Annotated in this window: 12 protein-coding genes; 8 read left to right on the top strand and 4 right to left on the bottom strand. The window is 27.9% G+C overall.

Translation table 11 applies throughout. The features are described 5' to 3' along the window. The first annotated feature begins 177 nt into the window (after positions 1 to 177). Positions 178 to 1,188, top strand: coding sequence for an O-antigen ligase family protein (locus Q0762_RS10885; protein WP_298766835.1), 1,011 nt, complete (start codon positions 178 to 180; stop codon positions 1,186 to 1,188). On the opposite strand, the gene Q0762_RS10880 is transcribed toward Q0762_RS10885, so the two are convergent. Further along, positions 1,181 to 2,224, bottom strand: a complete 1,044-nt coding sequence (locus Q0762_RS10880) for a glycosyltransferase family 1 protein (RefSeq protein WP_298766834.1) — start codon at positions 2,222 to 2,224, stop codon at positions 1,181 to 1,183. The genes Q0762_RS10885 and Q0762_RS10880 overlap by 8 nt on opposite strands. Before the next feature lie 95 nt (positions 2,225 to 2,319). Between Q0762_RS10880 and Q0762_RS10875 the strand changes: the two genes are divergently transcribed. From Q0762_RS10875 to Q0762_RS10855, 5 genes are all read left to right on the top strand, one after another. Further along, entirely contained in the window at positions 2,320 to 3,429 is a 1,110-nt protein-coding gene (locus Q0762_RS10875; protein ID WP_298766832.1) for a glycosyltransferase, read from the top strand. Then, positions 3,426 to 4,775: an exopolysaccharide biosynthesis polyprenyl glycosylphosphotransferase gene (locus Q0762_RS10870; protein ID WP_298766831.1), complete on the top strand. Its 1,350-nt coding sequence runs from the start codon at positions 3,426 to 3,428 to the stop codon at positions 4,773 to 4,775. Before Q0762_RS10875 ends, Q0762_RS10870 begins: the two co-directional genes overlap by 4 nt. A 2-nt stretch (positions 4,776 to 4,777) precedes the next feature. After that, positions 4,778 to 5,551: a glycosyltransferase family 2 protein gene (locus tag Q0762_RS10865; protein ID WP_298766829.1), complete on the top strand. Its 774-nt coding sequence runs from the start codon at positions 4,778 to 4,780 to the stop codon at positions 5,549 to 5,551. 45 nt (positions 5,552 to 5,596) lie between these two features. Next, positions 5,597 to 6,871, top strand: a complete 1,275-nt coding sequence (gene purD, locus Q0762_RS10860) for a phosphoribosylamine--glycine ligase (RefSeq protein ID WP_298766827.1) — start codon at positions 5,597 to 5,599, stop codon at positions 6,869 to 6,871. A gap of 234 nt (positions 6,872 to 7,105) precedes the next feature. Continuing rightward, positions 7,106 to 8,152 (top strand): glycosyltransferase, encoded by a 1,047-nt coding sequence (locus Q0762_RS10855; RefSeq protein ID WP_298766825.1) that lies wholly within the window; start codon positions 7,106 to 7,108, stop codon positions 8,150 to 8,152. Here Q0762_RS10855 and Q0762_RS10850 read toward each other — a convergent pair. Together Q0762_RS10850 and Q0762_RS10845 are read right to left on the bottom strand one after the other, a co-directional pair. Beyond that, entirely contained in the window at positions 8,126 to 9,166 is a 1,041-nt protein-coding gene (locus Q0762_RS10850) for an ATP-binding protein (RefSeq protein WP_298766823.1), read from the bottom strand. The genes Q0762_RS10855 and Q0762_RS10850 overlap by 27 nt on opposite strands. 12 nt (positions 9,167 to 9,178) lie before the next feature. Further along, positions 9,179 to 9,877 carry a response regulator transcription factor gene (locus Q0762_RS10845; RefSeq protein WP_298766821.1) on the bottom strand — a complete coding sequence of 233 codons (699 nt, stop codon included), beginning with the start codon at positions 9,875 to 9,877 and terminating at the stop codon, positions 9,179 to 9,181. A gap of 214 nt (positions 9,878 to 10,091) precedes the next feature. Between Q0762_RS10845 and Q0762_RS10840 the strand changes: the two genes are divergently transcribed. Both Q0762_RS10840 and Q0762_RS10835 read left to right on the top strand, forming a co-directional pair. Next, positions 10,092 to 10,934, top strand: coding sequence for a T9SS type A sorting domain-containing protein (locus tag Q0762_RS10840; protein WP_298766819.1), 843 nt, complete (start codon positions 10,092 to 10,094; stop codon positions 10,932 to 10,934). An 85-nt stretch (positions 10,935 to 11,019) separates the two neighbouring features. Further along, complete coding sequence (locus Q0762_RS10835) at positions 11,020 to 11,724, top strand: 3'-5' exonuclease (protein ID WP_298766818.1); 705 nt, start codon at positions 11,020 to 11,022, stop codon at positions 11,722 to 11,724. A gap of 183 nt (positions 11,725 to 11,907) precedes the next feature. Here Q0762_RS10835 and Q0762_RS10830 read toward each other — a convergent pair whose 3' ends face one another. Further along, positions 11,908 to 13,776 carry an ABC-F family ATP-binding cassette domain-containing protein gene (locus Q0762_RS10830; RefSeq protein WP_298766816.1) on the bottom strand — a complete coding sequence of 623 codons (1,869 nt, stop codon included), beginning with the start codon at positions 13,774 to 13,776 and terminating at the stop codon, positions 11,908 to 11,910. Between the last annotated feature and the right edge of the window lie 181 nt (positions 13,777 to 13,957).

The raw sequence follows: 13,957 nt of genomic DNA, 5'->3' as shown, positions 1-13,957 counted from the left end.
TTTGGCATTTATTTCTTTTTAAATAACAAAAAAAATAAACTCAGAAAAGATGTTTTATTATTAATATTCCCTTTTTTAATTCTATGTGTAACTTTATTTTACTCCAAAAATTTAAATTATGGTATTTCTTTACTCGTAAAGATGGTGTCTTTTTTAATTTTTCCTCTAGTATTTTATTTGAATAGAAATTTATTTAGTAAAAAATTAATATCGTATGTTATTTACACTTTTTTATTATCTGTTTTATTTCTTATATTTTATCAAGCAATTTCTGTTTTCATAAATTTCGATACATTATTTCAAAACATTACTCCAAGTGAAATTAAATCTAACGGATTTAAATCGATAGAAGAAATAAGTAAAACAAAGTTAGATCAAATAAAACTTAGAAGATTTAGAAACTTTATTATACAAAAATCTAATACCCATACAACATATCAAGGTTTATGGATTTCATTTTCATTATTTATTTTAGGTTTAAATATTAAAAATTTTAAAAAAAATATCTTTAAGTTTTTGGCAACAATCTCTATTATACTTTTAGTAGTGTGGTTATATTTAATATCTGCTAGAATGCCTTTATTAGCTTTTTTAGTTACAATAAGCTTAACAGTATTTATATTTTCTAAATTATCAAAGAAAAAGAAAGTTTTATTATTCCTATCAATCCCGTTAGCTTTTAGTGTTTTACTTTTGTTTAAAAACCCAATCTCTACTAGGTTTAAAGAATACTACAACAATGGGGTTTCTATTCCAAATCAAAAATTTGGATCAGATCGTTTTGACTCTTCCAATGTTAGAAATGGTGTTTATTTTTGTGATTTTCAAGTCATTAAAGAAAATATTTTTATAGGAGTGGGTGTTGGAGATATTCAAGACGAACTAAATTACTGTTACTCAAATAAAATTGGAGCCAAAGTATATACTTGGCGAGATTATAACTCCCATAACCAATATGCTTTTTTTTGGATTAGTGCTGGTTTTATGGGTTTTGTAGGTTTTATAGTTTTTATTGTAAATATTTTTATAAAATCTATTCGTACTTTAAATATTAAAATGTTTTATTTAATTTGCTCCTCATCTATAGTTTTTATTTCAGAAAACTTATTAGAAAGATCAGATGGAGTTGTATTTTTCTTTTTCTTTATTGCATTATTATACTATAATAGAGGGCTAAAAGCTACATAATTTCTTTTTTAATAACAGCTAATAATTTATTTGCAGATGCATCCCAACTATATTTTTTTATATTCTCAAAACCCTTTTTTACCAGTTCTTCTCTTTTTTTCTTATCAATTATAAGATCTTCTATTTTATCTGCAATGTCTTTAACAGAAAAAGGATTACAATACATAACAGAGTTGTTGCATATTTCTGGAATAGAAGTAAGGTTTGAAACAATACATGGACAACCACAGGATTGCGCCTCAAGTGGTGGTATTCCAAACCCTTCAAAAAGAGAAGCATAAATAAAAATACTTGCTTTATTGTACATTTTAACCAAATCTTTATCAGTTAAATATCCCGTAAAAATTATATTTTTATCGTTGTAATTATTGTCAATTATTATTTTTGAGAAAGCTTTAGAATTTGAACCTACAAAAACTAATTTATAATCTGTTTCTAATTTCTGGTAAGCTTTTATAATTCGGTTAAAGTTTTTTCTTGGATCTAGAGAAGAAACAGCTAAGATAATTTTCTCTCTTTTTAAACTTAAATTTTTAAATTTACCGGATTGGGAACCATATATTACTTCAATATTTGTTAATCCATAATTGGTTATTATGTCTTGTTTAACGAATTTACTAACAGTTATAATCTTTTTTGATTTTCTTATACTAATCGGAATTAATACGTTGTAAATTTTTTGAAATAAAAAAGAAAAGTTTTCTGGATGGTGTTTGAAAGCCAAATCGTGTAAATAAACAATTTTGTTCTCATAAATGGCAGGTCCAATACCACTAAAATTTAATAAAAGAGGACTTTTATTTCTTTTTAAAAATAGAAATAAATCTATCTGTTCCCAAATAGGTCCTTTAAAAAATCCAAATTGTTTTATTATAATATTGTTTAATCCATCAATTTTGTTAAGTTTACCTTTTGGAGCGACAAATATAACCTTATGATTACCAATATTCTTAGATATTCTTTTGCACATTTCAATAGCATATCTTTCTACACCTGTAGTTTTGTGGGTTAAAAATCGAGCATTAATAACAATCATTATAGGTTAAATATATGAGAATTCAAATGTAACTTAACTGGTTTAATTAAAAAAGAAGCTTTAAATTAAAAATTAAACTTTTTTTAAAAAAAAATATGAAAAAAGCATTAGTTCACGATTGGTATTACACAAATGGAGGTGCAGAAAAAGTTGTACATTCTTTCACTAATATCTGGAAGGATTTTGATCATTATTCTTTAATTGATTTTTTATCTGAAAAGGATAGAGATTTTATTTTAAAGAAAAAAAATGTAAATACTAGCTTTATCCAAAGTTTACCAACTGTAAAAAAAAACCATCGGAAATTTTTACAGTTATTTCCTTATGCAATAGAACAGTTTGATTTAGGTAATTACGATTTAATAATTTCATCTTCAGCATCAATAGCTAAAGGGGTAATTACAAATCAGAATCAACTTCATATTTGTTATTGTCATTCCCCAGCACGTTATGCTTGGGATTTGTATCACGAATACTTCAGAGATAAAAATTTAACTTCTGGTTTAAGGTCTATATATGCTAAAAGAGTTTTACATAAAATTCGAGCTTGGGATATGATTTCTAGTAATAGAGTAGATGAATTTGTAGCTAATTCTCATTATATAGCTAAAAGAATTAAAAAAATTTATAATAGAGAAGCTACTGTAATATATCCTCCAGTTAATATTAAAGATTTTAAATTAGAAGTAAATAAGGAAAATTACTATGTTGCTGCTTCAAGATTAGTTTCTTATAAGAAAATTGCTTTAATTGTAGAAGCTTTTACTTTAATGCCAAATAGAAAGCTAAAAGTTATTGGGGATGGTCCAGAAATGAAGAAGATTAAGAAACTTGCAACTAAAAATATTGAAATATTGGGCGCTCAAAAATTCTCTATTCTAGTAAAAACACTTCAAAAAGCCAAGGCTATGGTATATGCAGCAGATGAGGATTTTGGTATTTTACCCGTAGAAGCTCAAAGCTGTGGTACACCTATAATTGCATATCGAAAAGGTGGGTTAACAGAAACTGTCATCGAAAATGAAACAGGTATCTTTTTTGATCATCAATCTTTAATTGATATTATTAACGCAATTAAGCAATTTGAAAAAAAGACTTTTAATCCTGAAGCAATAAGGAATAATGCAAAAAGATTTAATACAGAACGTTTTGAAAGGGAGTTTCAAAATTTTGTAAATAAAAAAATTAAAGAATTCTACTCTTGAAAAAAAAATATTCCTTTTTACTAAAACCCATAAACGTATTAATTGATTTTTTATTCATTAATATTATTTTTTTCTGGATATCAGACAAAGAATTTCAAAGTGTTTTTTTTATCATATATACAAACGTAAATTGGTTTGTAATTGCTTATTTAAATAAATATTATAAAATTACAAGAGTTACTCATGTTGTAAAAATTTTGATTTTATATTTAACTCAAATTAGTGTCTTTTTTTTAGCTTACTTTTCTTATTTTGGTTTGTTTAGAGAAGGAGAAATTGTAAACAATCAATTTGTTGTTTTTGCTTCTATAGCTGTTGGTGTTTTTATATTAAAGTTTCTTTTTTATTATAGTTTAAGATTTTATAGAGAGTTAGGTAATAATTATAGGAATGTAGTTGTTGTAGGTTTAGATGCTTCTTCAAAAAAAATCATTAATTTTTTTAAATCAGAAGAAAATTATGGATATAATTATTTCGGATTTTTTTCTGAAACAAAATCAAATTCCAAAGAATTTTTAGGGGAAACAAAAACTATTTTTAAATATATTGCCTCTAAAAATGTTGATGAAATTTATTGTTCGTCGTCTGTAGATAAAGATTCCATAAGAAAAATAAGACAACTATCTATTCAGTTCAGAATTAGCTTCAAATTAATTCCAGATTTTAAAGAATTATATAGTAAAAACTTTGATGTTGAATATTATGGAGTTTTACCTGTATTAAATCCCAAAAAATTACCTTTTGAGTTGTTAGAAACACAAATAATAAAAAGGGTTTTTGATATTTTATTCTCAATTTTAATTATACTTTTTGTGCTTTCATGGTTAATTCCAATTTTATTTATAATTATAAAAATAGACTCAAAAGGGCCCTTGTTTTTCTATCAAGATAGATCAGGAATTAACGGTGTTAATTTTTCTTGTTATAAATTTAGATCTATGAGTGTAAATAAATATTCTGATAATAAACAAGTTTCAAAAAATGATACAAGAGTTACTAAAGTTGGAAGTTTTTTAAGAAAAACAAGTATTGATGAGCTCCCACAGTTTTTTAATGTTTTTTTAGGAGATATGAGTGTTGTTGGTCCAAGACCTCATATGAATAAGCAATCTCTTCAATTCGAAAAAGAAGTTAATAATTACTTAAAACGTTATGAAGTGAAACCAGGTATTACAGGTCTAGCTCAAATTAGTGGATACAGAGGGGCAATTAGAAAAAAATCTGACATTGAAAATAGAGTTAGATTAGATGTTTTTTATATAGAAAATTGGTCATTTTTTTTAGATGTTAAAATTGTTTTTCAAACAGTTTTAAATGTTTTTAAAGGGGAAGATAAAGCTTATTAATAATGAATAATCAAGTAATTGTAACAGCATCAATTGTGTTGTATAAAGAAAATCTAAATGAGGTTATTAGAACTATACAGTGTTTCTTATCTACACCTCTTTCCAAAAAACTATTTTTAATTGATAACACAAAAAATAAGTTTTACGAGGGTAAGTTAGAGACGAAAGATGTAAAATATATCGCAATTAAAGAGAATATTGGTTTTGGAAACGGTCATAATAAAATTATTTCTGAAATTAGAGATTTTTCTAAATACCATTTAATACTAAATCCGGATGTTAAATTTAAAAATAATTTAATACCAAAACTTTTAAAAGTATTAGAGAATTTTAATGATGTAGCAATGATTGCCCCAAAAGTAGTTTTTCCAAATGGCAAACACCAATTCTCTTGCAGGCGTTACCCAAGTCCTTTTGAGCTGTTAGTAAGAAGATTTGGTTTTTTAAAACCCTATTTCTTGGATATTATCCAAAAGGGAGAATATCACGATAGAGATTTATTAAAAACTTTCAATCCAGAATATATAACAGGTTGTTTTCATATTTATAAAACTAGCTATTTAGTTGATATAAATGGTTTTGATAAACGTTATTTTTTATACATGGAGGATGTTGATATTTGTAAAAAAATAGATGTTATTGGCATGAAAAAACTTTATTTTCCTAGTGAAGAAATTACACACGTTTTAAAAAAAGGGTCATCAAAAAACACAAAACTATTTTTCTATCATCTTTCCTCTGCAATAAAATATTTTTTAAAGTGGGGTTTTAGGTAACCAAGTTTTTTTAAAATATATTTGCACCACAACAACACAACACAAATGAATATTCTTATTTTAGGTTCTGGAGGTAGAGAACACGCGTTTACAATAAAATTAGTAGCAAGTACAAAAGTAAATCAGGTTTTTGTAGCGCCAGGAAATGCAGGTACAGACAAAATTGCAACCAATATAAATATCAATCCAACAGATTTTGAAGCCGTAAAAAAAACCGTTTTAGAAAACAATATTAAAATGGTAGTTGTTGGGCCAGAAGCACCATTAGTAGCTGGCGTGCACGATTTTTTTCTATCAGATGCAACCCTTAAAAATATTCCTGTAATTGGCCCTAAAAAAGATGGTGCAACTTTAGAAGGAAGTAAAGATTTTTCGAAACAATTTATGCAAAAACATGGTGTACCAACAGCCAAATATAAATCTTTTACCAAAGAAAATTTACAAGAAGGTTTTGCTTTTTTAGAAACATTAGAACCACCATTTGTCTTAAAAGCAGATGGTTTAGCAGCAGGTAAAGGCGTTTTAATTTTAAACTCTTTAACAGAAGCAAAACAAGAATTAGAAGAAATGGTCTCTAACAAAAAATTTGGTGAAGCCTCTACAACAGTGGTAATAGAAGAATTTTTAAAAGGAATAGAATTGTCTGTTTTTGTATTAACAGACGGTAAAAATTATAAAATTTTACCATCAGCAAAAGATTACAAAAGAATTGGCGAAGGAGATACTGGCTTAAACACAGGTGGTATGGGCGCAATTTCTCCAGTACCATTTGCAGATACTGCTTTTTTAGATAAAGTAGAACAACTCGTAGTAAAACCAACCATAAACGGCTTGCAAAAAGACGGTATAGATTACAGAGGTTTTATTTTTATAGGTTTAATGAATGACAATGGAAACCCTTCTGTAGTAGAATACAATGTTAGAATGGGAGATCCAGAAACAGAAGTAGTTTTACCAAGAATAGAATCAGATTTATTTGATTTATTTGACGGTGTTGCCAATCAAAATTTAAACGAAAAAAGCTTTAAAGTAACACCAAAAACAGCCACTACAGTAATGTTAGTATCTGGTGGTTACCCAGAAGCATATCAAAAAAATAAAGAAATTACAGGCTTTAATAATGTAACAGAATCTACTGTTTTTCATGCAGGTACAACCATAAAAGACAATAAAGTAGTAACAAGTGGTGGGCGCGTAATGGCAGTAACCTCTTTTGGCAATACCATAGAAGAAGCCTTAGAAAAGAGTTACAAAAGCATCAATCAAATTAAGTTCGATAAAATGAACTTTAGAAAAGACATTGGTTTCGATTTGGTTTAAAAACCTATTTATTTGGGCGTTTTACAGGCTTTCCATTATATCTTTTTAATTATTTTTAATGTATTTCAGTAGCTACCAAAAGAATTAGGAATGTATTTTTAAGAAAGCTACTGAAACCAGAGAAGCATTAAAAAGGATGCCATTTCAATCCTTAACGCACTTTTTAAAAAACAATAGTTAAAAACCTGGGTGTAGTTCTTCTTTAAAAATTTGGTAGCTTTATGCCATAATAAAATGAATACTACTAAAAACAAAATAATTATTGCACCTTTAAATTGGGGTTTAGGTCATGCAACACGTTGTATACCCATTATAAAGGCATTAATTAAAACCAATTTGGTTCCTATAATAGCATCAGATGGTGCTGCATTGTGGTATTTAAAAAAAGAATTTCCTACTTTACAATTCTTAGAGTTACCAGCTTATAATATAACTTACAGTAAAAATTTAAAACTAAATTTACTTTTAAAAGCTCCACGTATTTTAAGAACTATACAGCAAGAAAACAAAGAAATTACAAACTATGTAAACCAAGATAAAAACGTAATTGGTATTATTTCAGATAACCGCTTTGGTGTAAGAAGTAAAAAAGTACCTTCCGTTTACATTACCCATCAAATAAATGTTTTATCTGGCTTTACCACCTATTTTTCTAGTAAAATTCATCAAAATATTACTAAAAAATATAACCAATGTTGGGTGCCAGATAATAATTCAGAGTTTTCAGGAAAATTATCAATTTCAAAAAAAATAAAACACCAAAAATTTATAGGTGTTTTAAGCAGATTTCAAAAAGAAGAAGTACCTAAAACTATAGATATTTTAGTTTTAATTTCTGGTGCAGAACCCAATAGAACTTATTTTGAAGACAAATTAAAAGAGATTTTTAAAAACGATACCAGAACTATAGTTTTTGTTTTGGGTAAAGTGGCAGCTGTGCAAAAAAAATGGAAACAGCATCACAATACTTTTTACAACTTTATGTTGAGTAGCCAATTACAAAAAACAATAAACGCATCAAAAATTGTAGTTTGCAGATCTGGTTATTCGTCTATAATGGATTTGGCTGTTTTGCACAAAAAAGTATTCTTTATTCCAACAAAAAATCAACCAGAACAAGAATATTTAGCCAAGTATTTACAAAATAATAAAATTGCACCAAGTTGTAACTTAGCAGATTTCACTTTAGAAAAGTTAGCAAAAATAACAGAATATAAAGGATTAAAAACAGAAACCAACCTGTTTAATACAGATTTATTTGGCCTTTTCCATAGTAAATGAAAACTCAGAGCCTTCACCATAAGTACTTTTTAAAAGCAATTTTTGATTGTGAGCTTCTATAATATGCTTTACTATAGATAAGCCCAAGCCAGAGCCACCTTGTTCTCTAGATCTACTTTGGTCTACTCTATAAAAACGTTCAAAAAGGCGTGGTAAATGTTGTTCTTTAATACCTTCTCCGTTATCAATTACCCTTACAATAAAAGTTTGGTCTTTATAATTACTTACAGAAACTACAGTAGTGCCATTGGGTTTACCATACTTTATAGAGTTTACTATAAGATTAATTAAAACTTGCTCTATTTTCTCTATATCACCAACAACAAAAAACGGAAATTCATAAACACGGTCAAATTTTAAGGTAATATTTCGTTTTTTGGCTTTCATTTCAAATAAATCAAACACACTTTGTATGATTTCTAAGATATTAAAAACTTCTTTATTTACCTTTACTTCATTGGTTTCTAGTTTAGCAATCATATCTAAATCTTTAGTTACAGCTACAAGTCTTTCAATACCTTTATTAGCACGATCTAAATATTTTAAACGAATGTCTTTGTCATCTATAGCACCTTCTAAAAGCGTTAAAACATAACCTTGTACAGTAAAAAGTGGTGTTTTAAGTTCGTGCGCTACGTTTCCTAAAAAATCTCTTCTAAAAGAATCTCTATCGGTTAAACTTTTAATTTCTAAACTTTTACCTTCTACATATTTTTGTACACTTTTAGACAGTTGATCTATATCTGTGGTGGCAGATTCCTTTTTTAAGTCGTTAACATCTAAAATGGAAACGTCTTGGTATATTTTTTTTAATCTTCTGTAAATAAAATGTTCTGCTCTGTATTGTATGATAAAAAAAGAAATTAAAAAAACAGCAATAACAGATATAATTACAGTGTTTATGCCTAAATGTTTTACAATAAAAAAGTAAGAAATAATAGCCACAGCCACAGAAAGTAATGTAAGGTAAATGGCAGAACCTATGGCGTAAGAATATGTTTTTTTTAATTTCATTTAGATAAAAAATTATTTATCTGAGCCTTCTAAAACAAATTTGTAACCTACTCCTTTTACAGTTTTAAAATGGTTGTCCCCTATTTTTTCACGAAGTTTTCTAATATGCACATCTATAGTTCTTCCACCAACAACAACTTCATTGCCCCAAACGGTATCTAAAATAACCTCTCTTTTAAATACTTTACCCGGTTTAGAGGTTAGTAAAGAAAATAATTCAAACTCTTTTCTAGGCAAAGCAATCTTTACATTAGCTTTATACACTACATATTCTTCTCTATCTATAACAATATCACCTACTTTAAAAGATTCATCTGTTGCAGTATTAGATTTTAATCTTCGTAATAAAGATTTTATTTTGCTAATTAAAACTTTAGGTTTTATGGGTTTTGTAATATAATCATCTGCACCTGCCTCAAAACCGGCAACTTGAGAGTAATCTTCGCCTCTTGCAGTTAAAAAAGAAATAATTACATTTTCTAAAGTAGCAATTTTTCTAATTTTTTCACAAGCCTCTATGCCATCCATTTCTGGCATCATTATGTCTAAAAGTATTAAATGAGGAATGTTCTTTTTAGCAGATTTTATTGCTTCTTGACCGTTATTTGCCGTAAAAACTTGGTAACCTTCATTTCTTAGATTGTAACCTATTATTTCTAAAATATCAGGTTCATCATCTACCAATAAGATTTTAATATCGCTTTTATTCATAATTTTTTTAAAAATATAGGTCAAAAATAATAATTATTAACTTGTTTTTTGTGTTCTTAACAATCATTTAATCTTTTATTTACAGATGCAAAATTTTAAGCCTATTAATATGTGAATTTAAGAATTTACTTCTGATAAACAGATTGTTAATGATTTGGTAACAATAAGTTTGGTTAAAATAATACCTTTGTTATTCAAATTTAAATGATTTATTATGAAAAAAAATTACTTTTTTACTTTATTATTAACTTTCTGTTTTAGTGTGTTGTCTTTTGGGCAAGATTTAATGATTACTGGCGCTTATGACGCAGGTTTAACAGGAGGAACTCCTAAAGGAGTAGAACTGTATGTTATAAATGACATAGCAGATTTAAGTATTTACGGAATTGGTAGCGCAAATAATGGTGGAGGAACAGATGGTGTGGAATTTACATTTCCAAATGATGCCGCCACAGCTGGTTCTTTTATTTACATTGCTACAGAGGTAGACAATTTTAATATCTTTTTTGGTTTTGCCCCTAATTACACAAGTGGCTCTATGGGGATTAATGGCGATGACGCTATTGAATTATTTTTAAATGACGTTGTAGTAGATGTTTTTGGAGATATTAATACAGATGGTTCTGGAGAATCTTGGGACTTTTTAGATGGTTGGGCTTACAGAGCATCAAATAAAATGCCTTCTACCACTTTTACAAGCACAGATTGGACGTATTCTGGAATAAATATTTTTGATGGTATTGCAACAAATGCAGCAGCAACTCCTGCTTTTCCAGTTGGGTCTTTTACACAATCAACAGCATCTGTAAAAGAAAATTTAATTGAAGGTTTTAAAACCTACCCAAATCCTATTACGAATAAAGAAGTTACAATTTCTAGCAATAACAATAATGCTAAAGAAGTTGCAATTTTTAGTGTTTTAGGAAAACAAGTATTAAAAACAAGTTTTATTGGTGTAAAATCTACTTTGAATTTATCTTCTATAAATAGCGGAGTTTACATCTTAAGAGTAAAAGAAAATGATAAAATAGCTACAAAAAAGTTAGTTATTAAATAATTGTTTACTATTTAAATTTAAAAAAAGCTCTCGAATTTCGAGAGCTTTTTGTTTTTTACTATCTTTAGATTGATAAAAGAAAAAGATGAATTTAAAAACTAAACTTACCAATATTCTATTTTTAGATATAGAAACAGTACCTCAAGAAGAAAATTGGGAAGATGTTTCAGAAACGCTAAAAGAGCTTTTTACAAAAAAGACGGCTTACCAACGCAAAGAAGAAATTGCTGTAGAAGATTTTTATGAAAGAGCAGGAATTTGGGCAGAATTTGGTAAAATTGTATGCATTTCTGTAGGCTATTTTGTAGAAAATAAATTTAGAGTTACTTCTTTTTATGGTAATGATGAAGGGCAAATTTTAAGAGATTTTAAAAAGATTTTGGAAAAACATTTTTCTAAACCTTCACAAGTATTGTGTGCCCATAATGGCAAAGAATTCGATTTTCCTTTTATTGCGAGAAGAATGATTGTTCATGGAATTGAATTGCCAAACAAGTTAAATTTATTTGGTAAAAAACCTTGGGAAGTACCACATTTAGATACATTAGAACTTTGGAAGTTTGGAGATTATAAACATTACACTTCTTTAAAACTGTTAACAGAAATCTTAGGAATTCCTTCTCCTAAAGATGATATTGATGGGAGCGAAGTGGCTAAAGTATATTATAAAGAAAAAAATATAGAAAGAATTGTAAAATACTGCGAAAAAGACACGGTTGCTGTTGCTCAGGTTTTATTAAAATTTAACAATCAAGAAATTTTGAATGCTAAGGATATTGTTAGTGTTTAATTCTTTGTTATTTCAAACAAAGTAAAGTGGAATTGAGAAACGTTATATTACTCTATTCTAAGAAAACATGTTCAAAATGGTTATTTATTAAGATTTCTCCACAAAGTGGAAATAGCATTTGTTTTTTTATTTTAATTGAAACGCGATTGCGTAGAGAAATCTTAAATTGTGTAGAAAATTAATTTACCCTTCCATTTTCATAGAAAGCTCAAACCAACGTTCTTCTTTTTGTTCTATTTCAGAAATTATAGTTTGCAGTTCTTCAGATTTCTTAGCAATATCATCTTGTGCAATTTCTACGTTTAAAAATTGTTTTTCAATGGTTGCTTTTCTTTTTTGAAGTCGACCTATTTCTGCCTCTAAAGCACCAAATTCTCTTTTTTCGTTAAAACTTAAACTTGTTTTGGTTGTAGTTTTGGTTTCCTTTTTTTCTTCTTTAACAACGGCCGTTTTTTCCTTTTTAGATGAAACTGAAGAGTTTTCGTAAGCTCTGTAATCAGAATAATTTCCGGGAAAGTTTTCAACTTCACCTTCACCTCTAAACACAAAAAGAGAATCTACAATTTTATCCATAAAATAACGATCGTGAGAAACTACCATTAAATTTCCAGGAAAGTCTAATAAGAATTCTTCTAAAACATTTAAGGTAACCACATCCAAATCGTTCGTAGGTTCATCTAAAATTAAAAAATTAGGATTCTGAATTAAAACTGCACATAAATACAAACGTTTTTGCTCTCCTCCAGAAAGTTTTTCAACAAAATCGTATTGTTTTTTCTTGTCGAATAAAAAACGCTCTAACAATTGCGATGCAGAAATTTTTCTACCTTTAGCAAGCGGAATAAACTCTCCAAACTCTTTAACAACTTCAATTACTTTTTGCCCTTCTTTTATATTGATTCCTGCTTGGGTGTAGTACCCAAACTTAACGGTTTCACCAACAATTACTTTACCACCATCTAAAGGTAAGGAATTGGTTAACATGTTTAAAAATGTAGATTTTCCCGTTCCGTTTTTACCAATAATACCAACTCTTTCGCCTGTTTTAAACACATAATCAAAACCATCTAAAATCTTTTTATCTCCAAAAGATTTTTTCATTTTGTGCAATTCTACAATTTTACTACCCAAACGTTCCATGTTAATTTCTAACTGAACTTTATGGTCTTTTCTGCGTTGATGTGCTTTTTCTTTTATTGCGTAAAAATCGTCTGTTCTAGATTTTGATTTTGTGGTTCTAGCTTTGGGTTGCTTACGCATCCAATCTAATTCTTTTTTAAACAAACTTTTGGCTTTGCTTAAATTAGTAGCTTCTAAAGCTAATCTTTCTTCTTTATTTTGAAGGTAATAGGAGTAATTACCTTTGTATTTGTATATTTTACCTTGATCTAATTCTAAAATTTCATTACAAACACGCTCTAAAAAGTAACGATCATGCGTTACCATAAAAAGTGTAATTTTTTCTTTAGCAAAATAGGCTTCTAACCACTCAATCATTTCTAAATCTAAATGATTGGTAGGTTCATCAAGAATTAATAAATCGGGTTTGTTAATTAAAACAATGGCTAAAGACAAGCGTTTTCTTTGTCCGCCAGAAAGTTTACCTACATTTAGAGATAAATCTTCAAGTTTTAATTTTGATAATATTTGTTTGTATTGTGTTTCAAAATCCCAAGCATTAAACTGTTCCATCAATTCAAACGCAGTTTGGTAAGCATCTCCATCATCTGGGTTTTGCAATGCTTTTTCGTACTGATTTACAACAGATAAAACCTTATTGTCTGTTGCAAATATGGTTTCTTCAATAGTTAAACTGGTATCTAAATCATCTTTTTGTGCCAAATACGCTATAGAAATTCCTTTTCTGCTTACTACTTGGCCAGAATCTGGCACATCTAAACCAGCAATAATGTTAAGTATAGATGTTTTTCCACTTCCGTTTTTAGCTACAAAAGCTACTTTTTGGTCTTTGTTAATTCCAAAAGAAATGTCTTCGAATAAAATGCGTTCGCCGTAGGCTTTAGAAATGTTTTCTACTGATAAATAATTCACAAATACTGTTTTTTACAAAGAAACAAAAAACCAAACCGATTCTTTGTGTATTTTATGAATTTATTACTTTCATATAATCTGTTTTTTAGCAACAAAAAAATAGGAAAAACCCTTTTAAAATGAGTGTATTTAACCAAAATTCTAATTTTTAATATCTCTTAATTAATCCTATATTGCACCT

The organism is uncultured Polaribacter sp., assembly GCF_947495205.1.
In the GTDB taxonomy this organism is placed as follows: Bacteria; Bacteroidota; Bacteroidia; order Flavobacteriales; family Flavobacteriaceae; genus Polaribacter.
Note: the sequence above shows the minus strand (reverse complement) of the source record. Positions and strands in the feature narration are given on the sequence as shown.